The sequence below is a fragment of the Pandoraea eparura genome (assembly GCF_902459725.1).
In the GTDB taxonomy this organism is placed as follows: domain Bacteria; phylum Pseudomonadota; class Gammaproteobacteria; order Burkholderiales; family Burkholderiaceae; genus Pandoraea; species Pandoraea eparura.
This window is the reverse complement of sequence record NZ_CABPSH010000002.1, coordinates 532,437-555,928: the sequence shown is the minus strand read 5'-3', so window position 1 is coordinate 555,928 and position 23,492 is coordinate 532,437. Positions and strand designations below refer to the sequence as shown.

The 23,492-nt window shown below is 65.5% G+C and carries 20 protein-coding genes and 1 pseudogene; 1 reads left to right on the top strand and 20 read right to left on the bottom strand.

The annotated features are described in order from the left end of the window. Window positions 1-54: 54 nt before the first annotated feature. From PEP31012_RS06680 to PEP31012_RS06605, 16 genes and pseudogenes are all read right to left on the bottom strand, one after another. Complete coding sequence (locus tag PEP31012_RS06680; protein ID WP_150588531.1) at window positions 55-2,076, bottom strand: acetyl/propionyl/methylcrotonyl-CoA carboxylase subunit alpha; 2,022 nt, start codon at window positions 2,074-2,076, stop codon at window positions 55-57. A 220-nt stretch (window positions 2,077-2,296) separates the two neighbouring features. Then, a pseudogene (bioB, locus tag PEP31012_RS06675) lies at window positions 2,297-3,289 on the bottom strand (biotin synthase BioB); the annotation flags it as partial. A gap of 126 nt (window positions 3,290-3,415) precedes the next feature. After that, window positions 3,416-4,186, bottom strand: coding sequence for a dethiobiotin synthase (bioD, locus tag PEP31012_RS06670; RefSeq protein ID WP_174978140.1), 771 nt, complete (start codon window positions 4,184-4,186; stop codon window positions 3,416-3,418). Next, complete coding sequence (gene bioF, locus PEP31012_RS06665; RefSeq protein ID WP_150588529.1) at window positions 4,179-5,387, bottom strand: 8-amino-7-oxononanoate synthase; 1,209 nt, start codon at window positions 5,385-5,387, stop codon at window positions 4,179-4,181. The genes bioD and bioF overlap by 8 nt, the downstream gene beginning before the upstream one ends. After that, on the bottom strand, window positions 5,384-6,769 hold the full coding sequence (gene bioA, locus PEP31012_RS06660; RefSeq protein WP_150588528.1) for an adenosylmethionine--8-amino-7-oxononanoate transaminase: 1,386 nt from the start codon (window positions 6,767-6,769) through the stop codon (window positions 5,384-5,386). The genes bioF and bioA overlap by 4 nt, the downstream gene beginning before the upstream one ends. A 312-nt stretch (window positions 6,770-7,081) precedes the next feature. Continuing rightward, window positions 7,082-7,873 carry an enoyl-CoA hydratase/isomerase family protein gene (locus PEP31012_RS06655; RefSeq protein ID WP_150588527.1) on the bottom strand — a complete coding sequence of 264 codons (792 nt, stop codon included), beginning with the start codon at window positions 7,871-7,873 and terminating at the stop codon, window positions 7,082-7,084. Window positions 7,874-7,907: 34 nt separating this feature from the next. Further along, window positions 7,908-9,515 (bottom strand): carboxyl transferase domain-containing protein, encoded by a 1,608-nt coding sequence (locus PEP31012_RS06650; RefSeq protein WP_150588526.1) that lies wholly within the window; start codon window positions 9,513-9,515, stop codon window positions 7,908-7,910. Window positions 9,516-9,581: 66 nt separating this feature from the next. Beyond that, window positions 9,582-10,004 (bottom strand): YchJ family protein, encoded by a 423-nt coding sequence (locus PEP31012_RS06645; RefSeq protein ID WP_150588525.1) that lies wholly within the window; start codon window positions 10,002-10,004, stop codon window positions 9,582-9,584. Between the two features lie 19 nt (window positions 10,005-10,023). Then, window positions 10,024-10,629 (bottom strand): 2-hydroxychromene-2-carboxylate isomerase, encoded by a 606-nt coding sequence (locus PEP31012_RS06640; RefSeq protein WP_150588524.1) that lies wholly within the window; start codon window positions 10,627-10,629, stop codon window positions 10,024-10,026. Window positions 10,630-10,835: 206 nt separating this feature from the next. Beyond that, window positions 10,836-11,513 (bottom strand): SDR family oxidoreductase, encoded by a 678-nt coding sequence (locus PEP31012_RS06635; RefSeq protein WP_150588523.1) that lies wholly within the window; start codon window positions 11,511-11,513, stop codon window positions 10,836-10,838. A gap of 40 nt (window positions 11,514-11,553) precedes the next feature. After that, a complete protein-coding gene (locus PEP31012_RS06630) occupies window positions 11,554-12,738 on the bottom strand; it encodes an acetyl-CoA C-acetyltransferase (protein WP_150588522.1) in 1,185 nt (394 codons plus the stop codon). Between the two features lie 143 nt (window positions 12,739-12,881). Next, a complete protein-coding gene (gene can, locus PEP31012_RS06625; protein ID WP_150588521.1) occupies window positions 12,882-13,562 on the bottom strand; it encodes a carbonate dehydratase in 681 nt (226 codons plus the stop codon). A 48-nt stretch (window positions 13,563-13,610) separates the two neighbouring features. Further along, window positions 13,611-15,422, bottom strand: a complete 1,812-nt coding sequence (gene aceK / locus PEP31012_RS06620; RefSeq protein WP_150588520.1) for a bifunctional isocitrate dehydrogenase kinase/phosphatase — start codon at window positions 15,420-15,422, stop codon at window positions 13,611-13,613. Between the two features lie 84 nt (window positions 15,423-15,506). After that, window positions 15,507-16,688 (bottom strand): isovaleryl-CoA dehydrogenase, encoded by a 1,182-nt coding sequence (locus PEP31012_RS06615; protein ID WP_150588519.1) that lies wholly within the window; start codon window positions 16,686-16,688, stop codon window positions 15,507-15,509. A gap of 107 nt (window positions 16,689-16,795) precedes the next feature. Continuing rightward, window positions 16,796-17,281: a PaaI family thioesterase gene (locus PEP31012_RS06610; protein ID WP_150588518.1), complete on the bottom strand. Its 486-nt coding sequence runs from the start codon at window positions 17,279-17,281 to the stop codon at window positions 16,796-16,798. 307 nt (window positions 17,282-17,588) lie between these two features. After that, window positions 17,589-18,026 (bottom strand): MerR family transcriptional regulator, encoded by a 438-nt coding sequence (locus tag PEP31012_RS06605; protein WP_150588517.1) that lies wholly within the window; start codon window positions 18,024-18,026, stop codon window positions 17,589-17,591. Window positions 18,027-18,153: 127 nt separating this feature from the next. Between PEP31012_RS06605 and PEP31012_RS06600 the strand changes: the two genes are divergently transcribed. Continuing rightward, window positions 18,154-19,236 carry an MBL fold metallo-hydrolase gene (locus tag PEP31012_RS06600; RefSeq protein ID WP_150588831.1) on the top strand — a complete coding sequence of 361 codons (1,083 nt, stop codon included), beginning with the start codon at window positions 18,154-18,156 and terminating at the stop codon, window positions 19,234-19,236. A gap of 291 nt (window positions 19,237-19,527) precedes the next feature. Here the strand turns inward: PEP31012_RS06600 and PEP31012_RS06595 are convergent, their stop codons facing one another. The 4 genes from PEP31012_RS06595 to PEP31012_RS06580 form a co-directional block, all read right to left on the bottom strand. Next, window positions 19,528-20,847, bottom strand: a complete 1,320-nt coding sequence (locus PEP31012_RS06595) for an MFS transporter (RefSeq protein WP_150588516.1) — start codon at window positions 20,845-20,847, stop codon at window positions 19,528-19,530. A gap of 225 nt (window positions 20,848-21,072) precedes the next feature. Beyond that, a complete protein-coding gene (locus tag PEP31012_RS06590; RefSeq protein ID WP_150588515.1) occupies window positions 21,073-21,564 on the bottom strand; it encodes a hypothetical protein in 492 nt (163 codons plus the stop codon). 99 nt (window positions 21,565-21,663) lie between these two features. Beyond that, a complete protein-coding gene (locus PEP31012_RS06585) occupies window positions 21,664-22,518 on the bottom strand; it encodes an SDR family oxidoreductase (RefSeq protein ID WP_150588514.1) in 855 nt (284 codons plus the stop codon). Window positions 22,519-22,564: 46 nt separating this feature from the next. Then, window positions 22,565-23,248: a thiol:disulfide interchange protein DsbA/DsbL gene (locus tag PEP31012_RS06580; RefSeq protein WP_150588513.1), complete on the bottom strand. Its 684-nt coding sequence runs from the start codon at window positions 23,246-23,248 to the stop codon at window positions 22,565-22,567. Window positions 23,249-23,492 lie beyond the last annotated feature (244 nt).

Here is a 23,492-nt window from a genome sequence, read left to right as displayed (position 1 = left end):
CTCGCGCCAGCGCGCGCTCCGGCGCGATGCCGGAGCGCAACGAGACAACGCGCGTTATCGCTTGAACGCCAGCAATTGAGCGCCTTCCGGCACCTGATCGCCGACGGCGTACAGCACCTCTTCGATCTCGCCGTCCGCGGGTGCGCTGATGGTGTGCTCCATCTTCATCGCCTCCATCACCAGCAGCGGTGCGCCTTTCTCGACCTTCGTGCCGGCGGGGGCCAGCACGGCGATGACCTTGCCCGGCATCGGCGCCGTCAGCCGTCCCTCGCCCCCTTCCTGGGCCCCGGCCTGTGCCAGCGGATCGTGCCAGCGCAGTGTCCACGACTGAGCGTCGGCGAAGACGTGTGCCGCGTCGTGGTCGAAGTCGACATGCCCCTGAACGCGCCGTTCGCCGAGCGTCACGCGGTACACCCCGGCGTCATGGGTATAGCGATACGTATACGTTTGCCCGTCAATGGTGAGCGTGCTGGCCTGCGGCCCGCTTGTGAGAAGCGCGGACAGTCGCGTCTCGCCATGGTCGAAAGCGAGGGTGCGATGGTAGTCGCCGTTCAGGCGCCAGCCGGTGGCGAGCTGCCAGGGCGAGTGGTGATCGATGCTGTCCTGATACTTGCGGCGGCCGATCACGGTTTCGCGCGCCAACTGCGCGGCGACGGCCAGCGCCAGCGTGGTCGCGGGCACCGGGGCGGAGACCGGGAACAGCGTGTCGTGATGGCGCTCGATCAGGCCAGTGTCGAGATCGGCCGAGGAGAAGGGCTCGCTGGCGACCAGGCGTCCGAGGAACGCGATGTTGGTCTGCACGCCGACCACACGGTACTGGCCCAGCGCGCGGCGCATGCGGGCAAGCGCCTCGTCGCGGTCGCGGCCCCACACGATCAGCTTGGCGATCATTGGGTCGTAGAACGGCGAGATGGTGTCGCCCTCGCGCACACCCGAGTCGATGCGCACGGCGGCCGGCGTGTCAGCGCTGCCGATCTCGAAATGGACCGCAGCAGGCGGACGCAGTGTGCCGAGCGTGCCCGTCGACGGCAGGAAGTTGTTATCCGGGTTCTCGGCGTAGATGCGGGCCTCGAGCGCATGGCCATGAATGCGCAATTCGTCCTGCTTGCACGGCAGCAGCTCACCCGCGGCCACGCGCAATTGCCACTCGACGAGATCGAGTCCGGTAATCATCTCCGTGACCGGATGCTCGACCTGCAGGCGCGTGTTCATCTCCATGAAGTAGAACGAGCCGTCCTGATTGGCGATGAACTCGACCGTCCCCGCACCCACATAGCCCACAGCCCGAGCGGCGTTGCAGGCGGCCTCGCCCATGGCGCGGCGACGCGCTTCGGTCATGCCCGGCGCGGGGGCTTCTTCCAGCACCTTCTGGTGACGGCGCTGCACCGAGCAGTCGCGCTCGAACAGGTAGACGCAGTTGCCGTGCGTGTCGGCAAACACCTGAATCTCGATATGGCGCGGACGCGTCAGGTACTTCTCGACCAGCACGCGCTCGTCGCCGAAGCTGCTCGCGGCTTCGCGCTGGCAGGACGTGAGCGCGGCACGGAACGCTGAGCTGCGCTCCACCACGCGCATGCCTTTGCCGCCGCCGCCCGCGCTGGCCTTGAGCAGCACGGGGTAGCCGATCTCGTCGGCGCGCTCGTGCAGGAACGCGGCGTCCTGATTGTCGCCGTGGTAACCGGGCACCAGCGGCACCGCGGCGCCCTCCATCAGGGTTTTGGCGGCACTCTTGCTGCCCATGGCATGAATGGCGCCGACCGGCGGGCCGATGAACACGATGCCGGCCTCGTGACACGCGGCGGCGAAGGCTTCGTTCTCGGACAGGAAGCCGTAGCCGGGGTGGATCGCCTGGGCGCCGGTGGCCTTGGCGGCGTTGATGATGGCGTCGATGCGCAGGTAGCTCTCGCGCGCGGCGGCACCGCCCACGTGCACCGCTTCGTCGCACACGGCGACATGCTTGGCGTGCGCGTCGGCGTCGGAATAGACGGCCACCGTGCGAATACCGAGCCGTGCGGCCGTGGCGGCCACGCGGCAGGCGATTTCGCCGCGGTTGGCGATGAGGATCTTGTCGAACATGTTGCCTCCGGAAAATGATCGATTGGGGCGGCGCTCGCGTGTCGTAAAGCGCTGTCGCACTCCCGCTTGTGGCGGAAGGCCGACGCGCCAGCACCATTCTCTTTGCAATCCAACGTCGCCACGACGGCAGATCGTCGGGTGCGATCTCGTTGCCGTCGCGGCGTTCAGCCTGTCAACGCATCCTTCAATTCAAGGGCCGCGCTGCGCAAGACGACCGCGCTCAGTGCGTGCTGCAGGCCTGCAAGCCGTCGCACTCGCCGGCGGACTCGGTGGCGCCGAGCTTGTCCTCGGTCGACGTGTGCATGCCCAGGCGCGCGAGCAACGCGCGGTCGTGCTCGGCCTGCGGGTTTTGCGTCACCAGCAGCTTCTCGCCGTAGAACATCGAGTTTGCGCCGGCGAGGAAGCACAGCGATTGCAGGGCGTCGTCCATCAGCTCGCGACCGGCCGACAGACGCACCATCGCGCGCGGCATCGTGATGCGCGCCACGGCAATCATGCGCACGAAATCGAACGGGTCGACGGCCTCGTTGTCCTCGAGCGGCGTGCCTTCCACCTTCATCAGGTTGTTGATGGGCACCGATTCAGGGTACGGCGACATGTTGGCCAACTGTGCGATCAGGCCGGCGCGCTCGCGGCGGGTCTCGCCCAGGCCGACGATGCCGCCGCAGCACACCTTCAGTCCTGCGTCGCGCACGCGGGCGAGCGTGTCCAGGCGATCCTGATAGGTGCGCGTGGTGATGATCTGCCCGTAGAACTCGGGCGACGTGTCGAGGTTGTGGTTGTAATAGTCGAGGCCGGCGTCGCGCAGTTGCTGGGCCTGCCCGTCACGCAGCATGCCGAGCGTGACGCACGTCTCCAGGCCCAGCGCCTTGACGCTGCGCACCATCTCGCCCACGGCATCGACCTGGTGCGGCTTCGGGCTGCGCCATGCGGCGCCCATGCAGAAGCGGGTGGCCCCGGCATCCTTGGCGCGCTGCGCGGCGGCGACCACTTCCTCCACCGGCATGAGCTTCTCGGCTTCCACGCCCGTGTCGTAACGTGCCGATTGCGGGCAATAGGCGCAGTCCTCCGGACAGCCGCCGGTCTTGATCGAGAGCAGCGTCGAGAGCTGCACGGCGTTGGCGTCGAAGTGCTCGCGATGGACTTGCTGCGCGCGGAAGATCAGATCGTTGAACGGCAGCGCGAAGAGTGCCTCGATGTCGGTGACGCTCCACGGCGTGTCGTTGCGGCGCAGCGCTTCGTCGTGGCCGTGAGCGGCGGTGTGGGCGTGAACTTGCATGAAGAGATTCCTTGAATTGGGTGTAGTCGTTGATGTCGCGCTAAGGAGGTTGCCGCGCGCTCAGGGCCGCGTCATGTCGACGAGCGGCCCGATGTCGAGATAGCCGGAGGCGGTCGCCGCGTCGGGGTGCGGCAGATGCGGCACGCGCCCGAGCAGTGGCGCCGGTAAGCGGGCGGCGATCGTGTCGATGTTCGCTGCCACGTGGCGCATCTCCGGATCGACGTGATTCGCAACCCAACCCGCGAGCGTCAGCCCGCGCGCCATGATGGCTTCGGCGGTGAGCAGGGCGTGGTTGATGCAGCCCAGCCGCAGGCCGACGACCAGGATCACCGGCAGGCCGAGCTGGCGCGCGAGATCCGCGGTATCCGGCGCGTTGGCATCGGCGCCGAGCGGCACACGAAAGCCACCTACGCCCTCGACGATCACCAGATCGGCCCGCGCGGCGACCCGCGCGTAACCCGCGCGAATCACGCTGCAATCGAGCGCGATGCCTTCAGCGGCGGCGGCGATATGGGGCGCCGTGGCGTCCTTGAGCACATAGGGGCAGTACCAGTCGTCGGGCAGCTTCAGGTTGCTCGCCTGATGCAATTGCTCGACGTCGTCGTTGACGACGCGCCCGTTGTGCTCCGAGGCGCCAGCCGCGACCGACTTGAGCCCCGCGCACACCAGTCCGCGCCGCGAGGCGGCATGGAGCAGCGCCGACGAGACGAGCGTCTTGCCGATTTCCGTGTCGGTGCCGGTCACGAAGAACGCATGGCGCGCCGGCGTGGCCCGGGCGGCGGGCATATCGATAGGCATATCGAGGGGAGCGACGAGACGCGGATCAGCCATGCGCGTGCTCCGTCCAGTCTCGGTCCAACTGGTTGATGGCGGTGGCGAGCCGCGCGACGTCGTCGGCGGTGTGGGTGGCGCACAGCGTCAGACGCAGACGCGACGTGCCGGGTGCCACGGTCGGCGGTCGGATGGCGGGTACCCACAGTCCGGCTTCGGCCAGCCCCGCCTGCGCGTGCAGCGCGGCGGCGTTCTCGCCGAGAATGATCGGCTGCACGCCCGTGGGCGAGACCATGTGCCGCCAGTGCCGCAGCGTGAGCGCGTCGCGCAGTTGGGCGATGCGCGCCTGCAGCGCAGCGCGGCGCTCGCGGCCTTCGTCGCCGCCGATCAGCGCCAGGCTCGTGAGCAGCGCATGGGCCTGCGACGGCGCGGCGGCCGTGGTGAAGATATACGGTCGCGCACGATTGACGAGCCACTCGATGACACGCTCGTTGGCCGCGACGAACGCCCCACCGACGCCGGCGGCCTTGCCGAGCGTGCCGATGATGACGAGGTTCGGCGAGCGCAGATCGAAATGCTCGAACACCCCCCGGCCGGTCTCGCCGACGACGCCGAAGCCATGCGCATCGTCCACGACCAGCCACGCATTATGGCGCTCGGCCAACGCAAGCAGTTGCGGCAGCGGGGCGATGTCGCCGTCCATCGAGAACACGCCGTCGGTGACGATCAGCTTCGTCTCGGCGGTGCTCGCATCGAGCAGCGCGGCAAGGGCGTCGACGTCGCCGTGAGGATAGACGTGGGTACGCGCGCGCGATAGCCGTGCGCCGTCGATCAGCGAGGCGTGATTGAGCGCTTCGGAGAAGATCTCGGCGTCCTTGTTGGCGAGCGCGGAGATCGTCGCGAGGTTGGCCATGTAACCGGTGCAGAAGTACAGCGCACGGCCGTCGACGAGATGCGGCGACATGAAGTCGGCGAGCGCGTCTTCAAGTTCCGCGTGGGCCTGCGAGTGACCGCTGATCAGGTGCGATGCGCCGCTGCCTGCGCCGTAGCGCTGTGCGCCCTCGATGAGCGCCTCGACGATCTTCGGATGCGACGCCAGGCCCAGATAGTCATTGCTGGCGAACGCGAGCACATCGCGGCCGTCGGCGCACACATGCGGCTGGCACGGCGTGGATACCACGCGACGGCGGCGTCGCAGATGGGCACGGTCGATGTCGGCGAGGCCGGCGTCGAGGCGGGCGAACAAGGGATGGGTTGTCATGCGTGCACCTCCGTGCCGTGTGTCATCGTGGCGTCGAAGGCCTCGAGCGTTCGCGCCGCGAGCCAGTCGACGGTGTCGTCATCGAGCACATACGGCGGCATCAAGTAGACCGTGCCCCCGATGGGACGCAGCAGCACGCCGCGTGTCCGGGCTTCGGTGGAAAAGCGTTTCGCGAAGGCGCCGGCGGCGCCGGGGGCGTCCGGCAACACCGCATCGAACGCCCAGATCATGCCGCGATGGCGCACGTGCCTGGCTCGTGGGTCGTCGGCCAATGGGGCGAGGGCTTGCGTGAGGCGTTGTGCGCGAAGCACATTGCGCGCGAGGACGTCGTCGTCGGCAAAGAGGTCGAGCGTGGCGAGCGCGGCGCGGCACGCCAGCGGATTGCCGGTGTACGAATGCGAATGCAGGAAGCCGCGCGCGGTGTCGTCGTCATAGAAGGCGTTGTAGATCGCGTCGCGCGAGAGCACCAGCGACAGCGGCAGATAGCCACCGCTGATGCCCTTGGACAGCGTGAGCAGGTCGGGCCAGATGCCAGCCTGTTCGCTGGCGAAGAACGTGCCCGTGCGTCCGCACCCGACGGCAATTTCGTCGGCGATCAGATGGGCGCCGTGCTCGTCGCACAGCGCTCGCACACGGCGCAGGTACTCGGGATCGTGCATCGCCATCCCGGCCGCGCATTGCACGAGCGGCTCCACGATGACGGCGGCAATGCGTCCCTCGCGCTGCACGAGCAATGTTTCGAGGTCCGCCGCCGCGCGACGGGCGACGTCGACCGGCGTTTCCCCGTCGCGGGCGTCGCGCGCATCGGGCGAGGCCACCACGTGGGCGTGACGCAGCAGCGGGTCGTAGGCATCGCGAAAGAGCGCGACGTCGGTCACAGCGAGCGCGCCAAGCGTCTCACCGTGATAGCCGTGGCGCACGCACACAAATTCGCGCTTGTCGCTGTGGCCCTGATTGCGCCACGCGTGAAAACTCATCTTCAGGGCGATCTCGACGGCCGAGGCGCCATCGGACGCGAAGAACGCATGGCCAAGCACGCCGCCGGTCAGCGCCGACAGACGCTCGGCCAGGGCGACGACCGGCTCGTGCGTGAAGCCTGCGAGCATGGCATGTTCGAGGCGGCCGAGCTGATCGACGAGCGCCGCGTTGATGCGCGGATTCGCATGGCCGAACAGATTGACCCACCATGAGCTGATGGCGTCGAGGTAACGCTCGCCGTCGGTATCGACGAGCCAGGGGCCCTCGCCGTGGGACAACGCGACGAGCGGCAGCTTTGCCTGTTGCTTCATCTGCGTGCAGGGGTGCCAAACCTGTCGCAGACTGCGCGCGGCGAGATCGCCGAGATTGCTGGGATCGGCGGGGGGGCGCGGGGAGGCGTCCATCGTTGACTCCTTGGTTGGCCGCGACGGACGACGTTCACAATGCGACGTGTGTCGTCCGCCCGGCTGGCCGGTGACGGGCGTTGCACAGGGCACTGCCGCACGGGGCCGGAGGTGGGGGGATGGACGCATGGTAGGCAAAGCGTTTTAGTAGGGCAATAGGCGAAATTTGTGAGAAAAATCGCAGTTTTGAGAGACGTAGCGAGACGTTATCGGTAAATTCGCAAAACCCGCCGATAACGTTGCGGCATCTCCGCCGTCACCCTTCCCCAAAAAATTTGTAACCGATGATGTGGACCGGCTCGCGCGCGCGGTTCAGGACGCCTCGCGCCAAGACGGCGCGCGCTTTTCGAGGAACGAACGCACCCCCTCGCGGCCCTCGTCGGACGCGCGGATCTTCGCGATGCGCTCCGCCGTGTCGGCGATGGCGGCGTCGTCGATGTCTCGACTCGCGAAGTCCTGCACGAGCCGTTTGCATTCCTTCACCGCGTTCGGGCTGTTGTCGGCAAGCGCCTTGGCCAGCACCTGCACGGTGCTGTCGAGCGCTTCGGCGCGCACGACCTCGTGCACGAGACCATGACGCTGCGCCGTCGCGGCGGTGAAGCGCTCGGCCGTAAGGAAATAGCGCCGCGAGGCCGACTCGCCGAGGGCGCGAATGACATAGGGGCCGATCGTCGCTGGCATCAGCCCCAGCTTCGCTTCCGACAGGCAGAAGTGCGCGGTGTCCACCGCCACGACGATATCGGCCACGGCGGCCAGACCGACGCCGCCCGCGTATGTGTCGCCCTGCACGCGGGCGATCACCGGCTTCGGGCAGCGATAGATCGTGCTCAGCATGACGGCCAGCGTCATCGCGTCGGCGCGGTTTTCGGCGTCGGAGTAGCCGGCCATCTTCTGCATCCAGTTCAGGTCGGCGCCTGCGCAGAAGGCGACACCCTCGGCGGCGAGCACGATGACACGCACGTCGTCGTTCGTGGCGAGCGCGCGAAACGCGCCGGTCAACTCCTCGATGACCGTTTCGTTGAACGCATTGCGCACTTCCGGACGATTGAGCGTGACGGTGGCGACATGGGCGTCTACGCTGACTTTTAGCGTGGCGAGATTCATGACGGGGAATTCCTCGATGGGCCGTTGCGGGCGATTACATGCGGAACAGGCCGAAGCGCGTGTCGGGAATCGGCGCATTGAGCGTGGCCGACAGTCCCAATCCGAGCACGGTGCGGGTGTCTGCCGGGTCGATCACGCCGTCGTCCCAGAGGCGGGCACTGGCGTAGTACGGATGCCCCTGGCGCTCGTACTGATCGCGGATCGGCTGCTTGAAGGCGTCTTCTTCCTCTGAGCTCCATTGGCCGCCACGGCCCTCGATGCCGTCGCGCTTGACCGTGGCGAGCACCGATGCGGCCTGCTCGCCGCCCATCACCGAGATGCGGGCGTTCGGCCACATCCACAGGAAGCGCGGCGAGTAGGCCCGACCGCACATGCCATAGTTGCCGGCGCCGAACGAGCCGCCGATGATGACCGTGAACTTCGGCACGTTCGCGGTGGCGACGGCCGTCACCATCTTCGCACCGTGCTTGGCGATGCCCTCGTTCTCATACTTGCGCCCGACCATGAAGCCGGTGATGTTCTGCAGGAAGATGAGCGGGATCTTGCGCTGGCAGCACAGCTCGATGAAGTGCGCACCCTTCTGGGCCGACTCGGAGAACAGGATACCGTTGTTGGCCACGATGCCGACCGGATAGCCCCACAGATGCGCGAAGCCGCACACGAGCGTGGTGCCGTAGCGCGCCTTGAATTCGTCGAACTCGGAGCCGTCCACCAGGCGGGCGATCACTTCGCGCACGTCGAACGGCTTCTTCGTGTCGGCCGGAATCACGCCGTACAGGTCGCGGGCGTCGTACTTCGGCTCGACCGGCGGCTTGACCGCGACGGTGGCCGGCTTGCGACGATTGAGGTTCGCGGCGATGTTGCGTGCAATGGACAGGGCGTGCGCGTCGTTCTGCGCGAAGTGATCGACCACGCCCGAGAGCCGCGTATGCACGTCGGCGCCGCCGAGATCTTCGGCGCTCACTTCCTCACCGGTGGCCGCTTTCACGAGCGGCGGGCCACCGAGGAAAATCGTGCCCTGTTCCTTGACGATGATCGACTCGTCGCTCATCGCGGGCACGTAGGCGCCACCGGCGGTACACGAACCCATCACCACGGCGATTTGCGGAATGCCCTGCGCGGACATCTGCGCCTGGTTGTAGAAGATGCGTCCGAAGTGATCGCGGTCGGGGAAGACATCGTCCTGGTTCGGCAGGTTCGCGCCGCCCGAGTCGACCAGATAGATGCACGGCAGATGGTTCTGCTCGGCGATCTCCTGCGCGCGCAGATGCTTCTTGACCGTCATCGGGTAATAGGTGCCGCCCTTGACGGTGGCATCGTTGCAGACGATCACGCATTCCTGGCCGGACACACGGCCAATGCCGGTGATGATGCCGGCGCCGGGGGCGTCATCGTGATACATGCCGATGGCCGCGAGCTGCGAGAGTTCGAGAAACGGCGAGCCCGGGTCGAGCAACTGTTGCACGCGCTCGCGCGGCAGCAGCTTGCCGCGCGCGATGTGCTTCTTGCGTGCGGCCTCACCGCCGCCACCGGCCAGTTGTGCAATGCGCGCACGCAGGTCATCGACCAGGGTCTGCATCGTGGCCGCGTTGCGCGCAAAGTCTTCGCCGCGCGGGTTGAGCTTGCTTTCAATAATCGGCATGTGACGAAATCCGGTGGAGAGTGAGGGTTCGGGTAAGGCGACTCTGGGGCGTGCGCCCGGTCAAGGTCAGTCGAACAGATCGCCGTCGAGGTAGTGCCAGCGGCCGTCGTCCGAGCGCTCGAAGCGGCTGCGCTCGTGCAGCCGGTGCGCCCGTCCGCCGACCTTGTAACGGGCGACGAATTCGACCTCGGCGTGTGTCTCATCGCTTTGGCGATGCGCCTTGATTTGCAGGCCAAGCCATTGCGGCGCGTCGTCGAAGTCGAGCGTGGCGGGACGCGTGCGTGCCGCCCATGTGTCGAGCAGATACGCGGCGTCGTGACGCACGAACGCCGTGTAACGCGAGCGCATCAGCGCTTCGGCGGTGGGCGCGATGTCGCCGCGTTCCAGGTAGCGCGCGCAGCAGTCGTCGAACGAGCGCCCACCGCAAGGGCAGGCGTCGCGCTCGGTCGGTGGCGTCGCGGCACCGCGCGACGTTTGGGGTCTTGCCATCGTGAGTCTTGCCTTGTTGTCAGGTCTTGCCTTGCTTCAGACAGGCCTCGACCTGCGGGAAGTGGTCGAAGCCCCAGAACGGCTCGCCGTCCACGATCACGAAGGGCGAGCCAAACACCCCGCGTGCCATGGCCAGATCGATTTCGGCCTTGAGGTGGTCCTTGGCAGCGGGCGAGTGCATGCCGGCGTCGAGCTTCGCGCCGTCGATGCCCAGCGCCTCGCCCAGGCGCACGAGTTCCGCCGGGTCGCCGATGTTCACGTCGTCGACGTAAAGCGCGCGGAAGATCGCCTTGGCGAACGCTGCGGACAGATCGCCACCGCGATGATCCTGCACCCACAGCACGGCGCGCTCGGCGGCTTGCGTCGGGATCGGGAAGTGCGTCGGGCGCTGGTACTCGATGCCGTGAAAACGCGCGGTGCGCTCCACGTCATGCCGCAGGTACTCGGTCTTGATCGGATGCTGCATCGGGGCACCCGTGCCGTTCACCTTGTAGACGATGTCCAGCAGGATCGGATGCCACGCCACGCCACGCCCGTGTCTCGTCGCGATGTCGTCGATGCAGGTGCTCGCAAAATACCCATACGGGGATGCGAAGTCGAAATAAAAGTCGATGGCGGACGTCATGTTGGCTCCGTTTCCGAGTGACGTGTCTGGCCCGCGAATCTAAAGATATGGCGGTGTGGCTACAGCTTGTTATTCCGTCTCGTGCCGGGCGATGCCTGCCCGGTCGCGACTTTATTTTTTCCTGCGCTTCGTTTTTGCGTTCGGTGCTGCGTGAGTTGCTGTGTTCGCTTCTGCGTTCATTGCCGGCTTGCGTGTGGATCGTGCAATCACCACGCAAACGCGCTGCCGTCGTAATTGAAGAACCCACCGTTGTGCGTGGCGCGTTCACCCGGCGCGCGGGCGAGCACGCGGCGCATGCCGGCCACGCTCGTCTGCACGTCGATGTCCGCGTCCTCGCCGCCCATGTCCGTGCGCACCCAGCCTGGATGCATCGCGACGCAAGTGGCGCGCTGTGCTTCGAGCGAGGTGGCTTTGACCACCGAATTCACGGCCGCCTTGCTTGCCCGATAGAGCCAACTGCGGTTCGAATCCATCAGGGCGATGCTGCCCATGCGGCTCGAGAGAAAACCGAACGCGCCGCCGGCGGCTTCGACGAACGGCAACACGAGCGGCGCGGCCTGCATGGCGCCGAGCACATTCGTGTGGAACACACGGTCGAACTCGGCGGCGGTGACCGGCGCGAGGCCGGTGGTGCGCTCCGAATTCACCCCGGCGTTGTAGATCGCGACATCGAGTGCCACGCCGTCGAGCTGCCACGACAGGCCGGAGAGCGATTCGACGCGCGTCACATCGAGTTGGAGCGGCTCGGCGCCCAACGCGCGCAGGGCGGCCAGGCCATCGGCATGGCGTGCCGTGGCGAAGACACGCCAGCCGTCCTCGCGATACTGCCTGACGAATTCCATGCCGATACCGCGTGAGGCACCGATGATGAGCGCTGTTTTCATGACGTGTGAGTCCTGTGTGCGAAGGCGCCGGCCTGTGGGGTCAGACGAGTTCGATGGCCATTGCCGTGGCTTCGCCGCCGCCGATACACAGGCTGGCCATGCCGCGCTTGCCGCCGGTCTGGCGCAACGCGCCGATCAACGTGACCAGAATGCGTGCGCCGGACGCGCCGATCGGGTGGCCGAGCGCGCAGGCGCCGCCGTGAATATTGACCTTCTCGTGCGGCAGGTGGAATTCGTGCATCGCGGCCATTGTGACGACGGCGAAGGCTTCGTTGATTTCATACAGATCGACGTCGTTCGTCGACCAGCCGGTCTTCTCGAACAGCTTGCGCATGGCGCCGACCGGTGCGGTGGTGAACAGGCCGGGCTGTTGGGCGAACGTGCTGTGTCCGGCGATGCGTGCGAGCGGCGCCAGGCCAAGACGCTTGGCCGTCGATTCGCGCATGAGCACGAGCGCGGCGGCGCCGTCCGAGATCGACGACGAATTCGCCGCCGTCACCGTGCCGTCCTTGCGGAACGCCGCCTTGAGGGTCGGGATCTTCTCGGGGTTGGCCTTGAACGGTTGCTCGTCTTGATCGACCACCGTGTCGCCCTTGCGCCCGGGCACCGTCACCGCCGTGATTTCCCACGAGAACGCACCGTTCTTTGTGGCGTTTTGCGCGCGTTCGAGCGAGGCGATCGCGAAAGCGTCCTGCGCCTCGCGGGTGAATGCGTAACGGTCGGCGCATTCCTCGGCGAAGGTGCCCATCAGGCGGCCCTTGTCGTAGGCGTCTTCCAGACCATCGTAAAACATGTGATCGATGACCTGACCGTGCCCCATGCGCATGCCGGTGCGCGCCTTCGGCAGCAGATAGGGCGCATTGCTCATGCTCTCCATGCCACCGGCGACGATCACGTCGGCGCTGCCGGCCACGAGCATGTCGTGTGCGAACATGGCGGCGCGCATGCCCGATCCGCACATCTTGTTGACGGTGGTCGCGCCTGCCGCGAGCGGCAGACCGGCGCCCAGCGTTGCCTGGCGGGCGGGCGCCTGGCCCTGGCCGGCGGGCAGCACACAGCCCATGACCACCTCGTCGACCTGCTCGGGTTGAATCCCGGCGCGTTCGACGGCGGCGCGAATGGCGGCAGCCCCCAGTTGCGGTGCGGTGACATCGCCGAATACCCCTTGCAGGCCGCCCATCGGCGTGCGGGCGGCGGAAACGATGACGATCGGGTCGTGTTGCATGGCAATCTCCTGTAATCGCTTGCGGGGCCGACGATCGTCCTGGCGGACCGGGTCGTCAGCCCCCGAATATCCAATGCTTCAGTCCTGGCTTCGTCCGCGCGTCCGGCGAGGGGTGTCCGGCGTGGCTGGCCGGCGCGCCTCGCTCAGGCGCGCGGATTGCGCAATTCGGCCATCGCTTCCACGCAGCGGTCGTAAATCCGCGGCAGGGCTTCCAGGCTGTTGACCGACATGCGCAGGTCGCGCACCAGACCGTCGCGCAGGCCGTACACCCAGCCGTGCACCGTCACGGGCTGATTGCGGGCCCAGGCGTCGCGCAATACCGTCGTATGGCAGATATTGACCACCTGTTCGATGGCGTTCAGTTCGCACAGGCGGTCGTGGCGGGCGTCGCGCGACGGCAGCGCGTCGATCTGCTCGACGTGGCGCTCGTACACATCGCGCACATGGCGCAGCCAGTTGTCGACGAGCCCCATCTTCGCGCCGTCGAGCGCCGCGCCCACGCCGCCGCAGCCGTAATGGCCGACCACCATGATGTGGCGGACCTTCAGCACTTCGACGGCGAATTGCAATACCGACAGGCAGTTCAGGTCGCTGTGGACCACGACGTTCGCGATATTGCGGTGGACGAACACTTCGCCCGGCGCCAGGCCCGTGATCTGGTTGGCCGGCACGCGCGAGTCCGAGCAGCCGATCCAGAGGTACTCCGGGGTTTGCAACTTCGACAGCCGCTCGAAAAATGCGGGGTCTTCCGCGTTCACACTGGCGACCCAGGCGCGGTTGTTGTCGAGCAGATGGAGCAGAGGTTGGTCTTTGTCTTCGGTCATGATCGTGTCATCCGGTGAACGTGTCCTGTGCTGGGAGACATCGAGGGCTCAAGCAGCCGCCGCGCGGAGCGCAGCGCCGGAGGCGCCGGCACCGCTGACGGTGCTGTAGCGATTGACGAAACGCAGCGAGACATCGTACGGATAGAAGTCGTGCATCTGTCCGGCTCGCACCCGGTCCTGGTAGTCCTGCCACAGGCCGGGGTCGAAAAAATCCGGATGATGCTGGCTCAGGGAGTGCCGCACGCGCGCGTCTCCTGTCAGGAACGTCTCGAACGTCTGCGGAAACACGTCGTGCGGGCCTACACGGTACCAGACTTCCCCCGACATCGCCTCTTCTTCGTTACGGGGTTCCGGCACTCGACGGATGTGGCAATCCGTCAGATATTCCAGTTCGTCATAGTCGTAGAACACCACCCGGCCATGACGCGTCACGCCGAAATTCTTATAGAGCAGGTCGCCCGGGAAGATATTCGCCGCCATCAGCTCCTTCACCGCGTTGCCATACTCGTGCATGGCGCGATCGACCTCGGCGTCCGATGCCGTTTGCAGCCACAGATTGAGCGGCGTCATGCGGCGCTCGATGTAGCAGTGGCGGATCACGAGCGCGTCGCCGTCGACTTCGAGCAGCGAGGGCACCTCGCGCTGGAGTTCGGCGAGCAGGGCGTCGTCGAAGCGCGCGAGCGGGAAGGCCACGCTCGAAAACTCCAGCGTGTCGGCCATCCGGCCCACCCGATCATGTTGCTTGACCATCAGGTACTTCGCTTTCACCTGCTCGCGCGTGGTCTCCTTGGGCGGCGCGAAGCGCTCGCGAATCAGCTTGAAGACGTACGGATACGAGGGCAGTGTGAACACGAGCATCACGAGTCCGCGAATGCCCGGCGCGCTCACGAACTTGTCGCTCGAATGTTTCAGGTGATGCAGGAAATCGCGATAAAACAGATTCTTGCCATGTTTCTGCAGGCCGACCGACGTGTAGATCTCCGCCTTCGGCTTGCCCGGCATGATCGTGCGCAGGAACTGCACATAGGCCGACGGCACCTCCATGTCGACCATGAAATAGGCGTGCGTGAAGCCGAACACGACGCGCAGTTCGTCGCGCCGCAGCAGGGCGGCGTCGAGCGCCAGCTTGCCGTTCGCGTCGTGCATGATCGCGAGTGCGAACGGTGTCGTCACGTCGCCGTTCACGATACGTCCGACGATATAGGCCGCCTTGTTCCGGAAGAACAGCGACGAGAGCACATGAATCTGGAAGTTCGGCGCCGGCACGAAGTCGCCGAGCGTCTCATCGAGGGCGCGCATCACATAGCCGACGTCGCGCGCCAGATCGGCAAACGGGCGTTTGAGCTGAAAATTCGTGACGATGCGCGCAATCGTGGCGGCCATGCCGTCTTGCGCCGGGTAATAGACGCGATACGTCGGCTTCGCGGCGGGGGCGTCGTTCTCGATGTACTCCGTGGCCACGGCGGGGCGCACGAAGATGAAGCGGTTGTTGAAATACGAACGGTGCAGGATCTTGCAGCACACCGAGTTGAAAAACGTCTCGGCCAGCTCCGGCTGACGATGCTCCGTGAGTAAGCCGATGTAATGCAGCTTCACTTGCTGCCAGACATCGTCGTCGAGCGACTGGGCGTCGAATTCGTCTTCGAGCGTCGCGACGCATTCGCGCACGCGTTCGTCGTAATAGGCGATGCGCTCGCGCTGGAGCTTCTGGATACCCGTGAAATCGCCCGCTTCGAAACACGCCTGCGCCGCGATGCATACATCGCGGAAGATGCGGTAATGCTTGTCGAAGCCGTCCAGCATCGTGCGGGCGACGTCGTAAGCAAACTGCGACGACAGGAGTTTCGGGAAGTGATTCATACCGGTCGGGACAGGCGCAGGGGCGATCTCAAGGGATTGTAGCGCCGCTGCCTGCGCCTGAATGTCAGTCGATGTGTCGTGGGCTTACATCGTTTCCGCGAACAACTCGCGGCCGATCAGCATGCGGCGAATTTCCGAGGTGCCCGCGCCGATTTCATAGAGCTTTGCGTCGCGCCACAGGCGGCCGACCGGGTACTCGTTGATATAGCCGTTGCCGCCCAGAATCTGGATCGCCTCGCCGGCCATCCACGTCGCCTTTTCGGCCGTGTACAGAATCACCCCGGCGCAGTCCTTGCGCACCTGGCGCACATGATCGCTGCCGAGCGAATCGAGCTGGCGGCCCACCGCGTACAGATAGGCGCGGCTCGCCTGCAGGATCGTGTACATGTCCGCGACCTTGCCCTGGATGAGCTGGAACTCCCCGATCGACTGGCCGAACTGCTTGCGGTCGTGGATGTAGGGCACGACCACGTCCATGGCCGCCTGCATGATGCCCAGCGGGCCGCCGGCGAGCACCGCGCGCTCGTAGTCCAGACCGCTCATGAGCACCTTCGTGCCGCCGCCGACCTGGCCCAGCACGTTTTCCTCCGGCACCTCAACATTCTCGAACACCAGCTCACCCGTGTGCGAGCCGCGCATGCCGAGTTTGTCGAGCTTCTGCGCAACCGAGAAGCCCTTCATGCCCTTCTCGACGAGGAAGGCCGTCATGCCGCGGGCGCCCGCTTCCGGATCCGTCTTGCCGTAGACGACCAGCGTGTCGCAATCCGGGCCGTTGGTGATCCACATCTTCGTGCCGTTGAGCACGAAACGATCGCCGCGCTTCTCGGCGCGCAGCTTCATGCTGACCACGTCCGAGCCGGCGTTCGGCTCGCTCATCGCGAGGGCGCCGACATGCTCGCCCGACACCAGCTTCGGCAGGTACTTCGCCTTTTGCGCGGCGGTGCCGTTGCGGTGAATCTGGTTGACGCAAAGGTTCGAGTGCGCGCCGTACGACAGGCCGATCGACGCCGAGGCGCGCGAGATCTCCTCCATCGCGATCATGTGGGCCAGATAGCCCATGTTCGCGCCGCCGTACTCCTCCGAGACCGTCATGCCGAGCACGCCGAGCTCGCCCATCTTGCGCCAGAGGTCCATCGGGAACTGGTCAGTGCGATCCACTTCGCCCGCGCGCGGGGCGATTTCCTTGGCGGCGAAGTTCGAGACCGATTCGCGCAACATATCGAGGTCTTCGCCGAGCATGAAATTGAGGCCGGGCAACGTAGTCATGACACAGTCTCCAGAGGGTGGCGCGTGGCGATTGGCCCGCGCGGAGGTTCGATGGTGCGGCTAATGAGGTTGATTCGGTGAATCCGGTGAATCTGGTGAGGCGGCGCTCAGCGTGTCGCGGGCGACGATGTTGCCGAGGGTGTTGCCGCCAGCACGAAAAGCGTTTGCTGCATCAGTGCGCAAAGTGTCCATTGGCCGTCGTCGATGACGAACAGTTCGGCGGTGGCGACGATCAGCGTGCGTCCGGCTTTCACGACCTGGCCGCGTCCGACCAGTGTATCGCCCTTGCCGGGGGCGAGAATGTTCAGTTTGTACTCGGCGGTGACCAGTTCCTGATCCGGCGAGATGCGGGTGTAACCGGCGTAGCCACCGGCGGAGTCGGCAACGGCGCCGATCACGCCGCCGTGAAAATAGCCGTGCTGTTGGTTGACCTTGTTCGAGAACGGCAGCGAAATTTCGCAGTAACCGTCGGCAAGATGCGAGAGATGCGCACCCCATTGCGTCATGACGCCCTGTTTGTCGAAGCTGGCGCGGATCTTTGCGGCGACAGCGTCGTCGAGCGGTGCGGCATGCGAGACAGGAATGTTGGCCATGGCGGGAGCGAAAGTACGGACAAAACCGAGTGACCAGATCTTACTTTACGTTTACGTAAACGTAAAGTAAGGGTTTTCCGGAATCGAAGAGGATGAAGGTCAAGGCGGGCGATGCGAGGGGATTGTGGGCAAGCGTGGCGGTTTTCGGGACGCTAGCCGGGCGAGGATCGGTGCTTCTGAAGGCGCGACTTTCCTGTGGAACCGTGTCAGGAGTGCCGATCCCCGCAGCCCAGGGAAGGGGCCCGTGCGAGGCGGGTTGAAGCGGGATGTGGGGGCGTGGCGCAAGCCAAGGCCGGAGCCTAATCCATCAGTGCGACACCGCCGTCGTCTTCACGCGTCGGGCGACGGCGGTGGGCACCGCCTCGCCGGCGGCCTCGAGCAGTGCAAGGCATTGGGCTTCGTGTTGCGCGACTTCGTCGAGCGTGGCGTGCAGGTCTTCGAGCTGCTGCTCGAGCACCTGCCGATGCTGCGACAGCGTCTCCAGGAACACGCGTAGCTGGGACACCGTATCCTTGGGAGACTCGTAGAGATCGAGAATCGACTTGATCTCCGAGAGCGTGAGTCCGAGACGTTTGCCGCGCAGTGTCAGTTTCAGCCGCGTGCGATCCTGCCCGGTGTAGACGCGGTGGCGTCCGCCAGGGCCTTCGCGGGCCGGGGTGAGCAGGCCCTGATCCTCGTAGAATCGGATCGCGCGGGGCGTAATGTCGAACTCGCGGGCGAGGTCGGTAATCGTGTATGTGAGCATCGGGTTAAGCGGGTGCTTACCGTTACAGATAGAATTGCCGTTTACGTTAGCGTCAAGTCGCGCCGTATGCAATCCGTGACGGCGTCAAACGACAATGACAGAACAAGTCCATCTGGAGCGTGGCCCCGTGAATGCCCTCGAACAACAACTGAATTACCCCTTCGGAGATTTCCTGCCGGAAGGCGGTACCGTGCACGAAGTTGTGCCTGGCGTCTTCTGGGTGCGCATGCCGTTGCCGTTCGTGCTCGATCACATCAACCTGTGGCTGTTGCGCGATGAGATCGACGGCGTCAAAGGCTGGACCATCGTCGATTGCGGCATCACCCATCCGCAGATCAAGGCTTATTGGGAGCAGGTGTTCGAGAGCGCGCTCGGCGGCGAGCCCGTGCTGCGCGTCGTCGTTACGCACTGCCACCCCGATCACCTCGGCCTCGCGCACTGGATCTGCAAAGGCGGCGACAAACCCCGCTGGTCGGCCCGGCTCGCAATGTCGCAGGGCGATTACGCCTGGGGTCGTCTCATGTCGGAAGCCGTCAACAACAACGCCGCCAATGCGGGGGGCGACTTCGCGGTAGCGCACTTCATTTCGCACGGGCTCGCCGACGAGGCCATGATCGACCAGATCCGCCACCGCAAAACCTACTTCAGCGACCTCGTGCCTGAAGTGCCGTCGCGCTTCTTCCGCCTGCGCGATGGCGATGCCCTGCGCATCGGCGGCAGCGACTGGCGCCTGATCGCGGGGTACGGCCACTCGCCCGAACACATGGCGCTGTACTCCGAACAGCACAACGTACTCATCTCCGGCGACATGGTGCTGCCGCGCATCTCGACCAATGTCAGCGTGTTCGACATCGAACCTGAAGCCAATTCGCTGCAACTGTTCCTCGACTCGCTCGGCGCCTACCTCGATTTGCCCGCCGATTGCCTCGTGCTGCCGTCGCACGGCCGGCCGTTCACGGGACTGCACACGCGCATTGGCCAACTGCGCGATCACCACGCCGCACGACTGCAGGAAGTGCGCGACGCCTGTGCCCGGTCACCGCAAAGCGCGGGGGATATCGTGCCCATCATGTTCCATCGCAAGCTCGATGCTCACCAGACCACCTTCGCCATGGGCGAAGCGCTGGCCCACCTGCACATGCTCTGGCGCTCGGGGGAACTCAAGCGAGAGCGCGATGCGAAGGGCGTCTGGCGCTTTTCGCCGGTTTGATTGGACCGGCAGACCGAACGGCATACGACCTGAGCGACCAACTGCCTTGGTGGCAGGTACGAGCGGCAGGTGCGAACGGCAGGTACTAGCGGCGGGTACCAGCGGTAGGTACGAGCAGCAGGTGCGAGCGGCGGGTAGTAGCGGTAGGTACGAGCGGCAGGTACGAGCGGCAGGTGTGAGCAGCAAGTACGAGCGACTGACTGGATCGGTCGGCGACGAAAAAATGCCCCGGTGCAGTTCAGTCACCGGGGCATTGCTTTTGCGCTCGTGCTTTTGGCGTCGAGTGCGACGTCAGGCGTGCTGCGCCGACGCCGGTGCGCTGCGGCCTTCGCGGCCGAGCAGACCGTACGTCACCAGGCTGATCGTCACCGTCATCAGAATGTAATACGCGGGGGCCAGCGGGTTCTGGGTCGCCTTGATCAGATACGTGATCCAGAACGGCGCGAGACCACCGAACAACATCACCGAGACGTTGTAGAGGATCGAGACACCCGTCGAGCGTACGCCGACCGGAAACACCTCCGTGACCGCCGTCGGGAACGCGCCCCACACGAAGCCCATGCACACGGCAGGCAGAATCTGCGCGAGCAGCAGATTGCCCATCGACGGCGCACTGTGCAGCCGCGTAAACATCCAGAACGACGTCAGACCGTAGAGCAGCACGAACAGCAGAATCAGCGGCTTGCGACCCACGCGATCCGAAATCCAGCCCGTGAGCGGGCACAGCGCGGCGATCAGCATGGCGGCGATGAACGTCGACAGGCTCGCGGAACCCTGTGTCAATCCCAACTGCTTGACCGCGTAGATCGGCGTGTAGATCAGCGTCACGTAGAACGACGTCGTGGCGGCAACCGTCAGGCCGAAGCCGGCGATGAGCGCGCGATAGTGATGCGAGAAGACGTCGGCGAGCGGCGTGCGGCGGGTCGGCTCACGCGCGGCGGCATAGGCCAGGAACTCCGGCGACTCCGTCATGCGACGTCGAATGTAGAAGCCCACCGGCCCAATCAGAATCCCGAACAGGAACGGAAGCCGCCACCCCCACGATTCGAGCGCTTCCTTAGTCAGCCCCGTGTTGAGCACATAGGCGAACAGCCCGGCGAACGCGACGGCCAGGGCTTGCGAGCACATTTGAAAGCTGCCGTAAAAGCCGCGCAGATTGGGCGGTGAAAACTCGATGAGCATGGCCGTCGAACCGCCGAACTCGCCGCCCGCCGAGAAGCCCTGGATGACCCGTGCCAGCAGGATCAGCAGCGGCGCGGCGAAACCGATCGCCGCATACGTTGGCGCAATGCCGATCAGGCCCGTGCCAAGCGCCATGAGCAGCACCATGACCGAGAGCGCCGACTTGCGTCCGGCGCGATCGGCATACAACCCGAACGCGAGCCCGCCGATGGGACGGAAGAAAAATGCCACGCCCAGCGACGCCACACTCGCGAGCAGCGAGTTCGTATCGTTTTCCGCGGGAAAGAAGAGTTTCGCGATGATGACGGCGAAGAGACCGTAGACCGTAAAGTCAAACCACTCGAATGCATTGCCCAGCGTGGAACCGATCACCGCTTTGCGTCGCAGTGCCGGATCGATGTCCGGCGCGCCGGTGGGGGTTGCCTGCATATGCCTCTCCTGCTTGGTTGGGACCGCCGCAGTCGGATCGGTATGCTAACGTCCTTCGGCATCCGTCCGCGCTCTCGCGGCAAGACCGGTTTAACGTCGTGTGTACCTCTATTGAAGTTACACGCGCACTCTAGCGCAGGTTTGCAATGCACCACAACGGGTCAAAATTCGAGTCGACCATGATGGGCGGCGCCGTGTTCCACGGGAGGAACACGGGGGCGGGACTTAGCGGTTCCCCCGGCTGCCTTTCCACCGATAGTCTCGTTGACCGACCCATTCCCACGTGCCGGTGTAGGGGTTGAACTCGTACCCTTCCCGATATTCGCTGGTGTAGCAGCCGCCTTTCTCCAGATAGCATTTCTCGCTCAGGAAGTGGGCGGCGTCGCGCGACGCGCGCGGGCGGGGCTGCGGCACGACGATATACGGCTGTGCGGGGGCGATCACGACGGGCGGACGCGGCGCGATGATCACGGGGGCGGGGGCAATGACGGTCGGCGCTGGCGTCACGATCACCGGCGCGGGGGTGACGACGGCCGGTGCGGGGCGCACGTAAGAGGCCGGCGGACCGACGACTTGCCAGTTGCCGGGATCGAGCGCGGCGCAACCGGAAACGACCAGGGCAAGCGGCAGGGCGAAAATGAGGGCGAGGCGCCGAGGAGGCGCGACGCCGCGAGTGGGGCAAGCGCGTGACGCGGCTTGCGTTGACATGGCGTTCATGGGGACGTCGCGCGTTAGGGATTCGGAGCAATGTAACGCGTGACGTTCGGCTTTCCCCGGTTCCATGCTTCGATTTGGGGAATATCCCTGCGTTGTCCGCTAGTTGGGGCCTGTCGACGGATCGTTCGGCGGCGGGCCGGCGTTCGCCGGGGCGCTGTTTTTCGCTTGGCGCTCCGACAATCGCGGCTTGCGCGGCGCGCGGGCGAAGAGCATGTCATAGAGCCAGCGCGGCAGACATCGCATGACGCAGGCCACCACGCCCATCGGCCACGGCAGCACCACGAAGCGCTTGCGCCGCGCGATCGCCGCGGCCGCCTTGCGCGCGAATTTGTCCGAGGGCATCAGGAACGGCATCGGGAACGGATTGCCGTCGGTCATCGGCGTGCGGATGTAGCCCGGCGCAATCGTCACGACCGCGACCTTGGCGGCTCGCAATTCCACGCGCAGGCTTTCCAGGTAAGTCATCGCGGCTGCCTTCGAGGCGCTGTAGGCGCCATGCCCCGGCAGGCCACGCACGCCGGCCACGCTGCCGATGCCCACGAGCGTGCCGTGCTTGCGCTCGCGCATTGGCGCGACGAAGGGGCTGAAGGTGGCGACCATCGCCATCCAGTTGGTGTCCATGACCGATGCGAAGTGCGGCAGATCGGCCGCGTCTTCGGTGTTCACCCCGTGGCTGATGCCCGCATTGGCGATGACGATGTCCGGCACGCCGTGCCGCGCCATGAAGTCGTCGGCTGCCGCGCGCAGTGCGAGCGCATCACGCACGTCGAGCGCGTAGCAATGCACAGCATGCGGATGGGGGAGCGAGGCGGCCAGATCGGCGAGCTTGTCGCCGCGACGGCCCACCAGCCCGAGGATGGCGCCCTGCGCGGCGTAGTGACGCGCGAGCGCTTCGCCCAATCCGCTCGAGGCGCCCGTGATGAAAACCTTCGGGGAAGTCGTGTGTGTTGCCATGGAATGCAAAAGCCCGGCCGTGGCCGGGCTTCGAGAGAGACGACGCTTACAGCTTCTTCGCGCGGATCTGGTTGATGATCGCGTCGGCGGTCTTGAGCGCCGCGTCGAACGTCTGCTGCTCGGTCGTGGCCGGCTTACCGGCCTTTTGCAGCGCGTCGCCCGAGGTGGCCGGCGAGACCAGGTACTTGCCCTGGATCGCGATCGTCGGCACGCCGTCGATCTTGTAGTCCTGCCACGTCCGGTTGGCCGTCTTCACGCTGGCCTGTGTCGAGAAGCCGTTGTAGGCGTCGAGATACTTCTGCTTGTCGATGCCGAACTGCGCGAGGAAGTCGGCCTGCGTCTGCGCCGTCAGCAGATAGTTGTGCTTGACGTGAATCTCGTTGAAGACCTTCGGCGTGAGTTCGGCTTCACGGCCCAGGGCGTGCAACGCGTAGAACATGCGGGTGTGCGGCTCGAAGCGGTCCTGGAAGGCGACCGGCACGCGCTTGAACACGACGTCCTTGCCTTGCTTCTTCACCCACGCTTCCAGCGACGGTTCGAGCGCATTGCAGTGCGGGCAGCCGTACCAGAAGAATTCGGTGACTTCGATTTTTCCCGCGCCCGCCGAGGTGGGCTGTGCCTGCGGCAACACCAGGTAGTCGGTTCCCGCGACCGGGGCTTCGGGCGAGGCCGAGGCGGCGCCGCAAAGGAAACCGAAAGACAGCAAAACGGTACCAAGAAGTTTTTTCATGATCGTTGTTGAGGAGTGAGCAGACGCGCAGGCCAGCGGTTGGCCGACGCTCCCGCGAAACCATATCCCGGATTCAGACGGATTAGCTAGTGCGTATGACCGGCAACGCGTTGCCGGGTTCAACCTCACGGCTACACCCGTCGCGTCCGAACGACGCCGCCGGCACCGGCATTCTGCGCGGGTGCGTCGCTGTGCCGGACGAGGAAACAAAAGGCGTTGCCCTTATCGTGCAACGCCTTTTGCG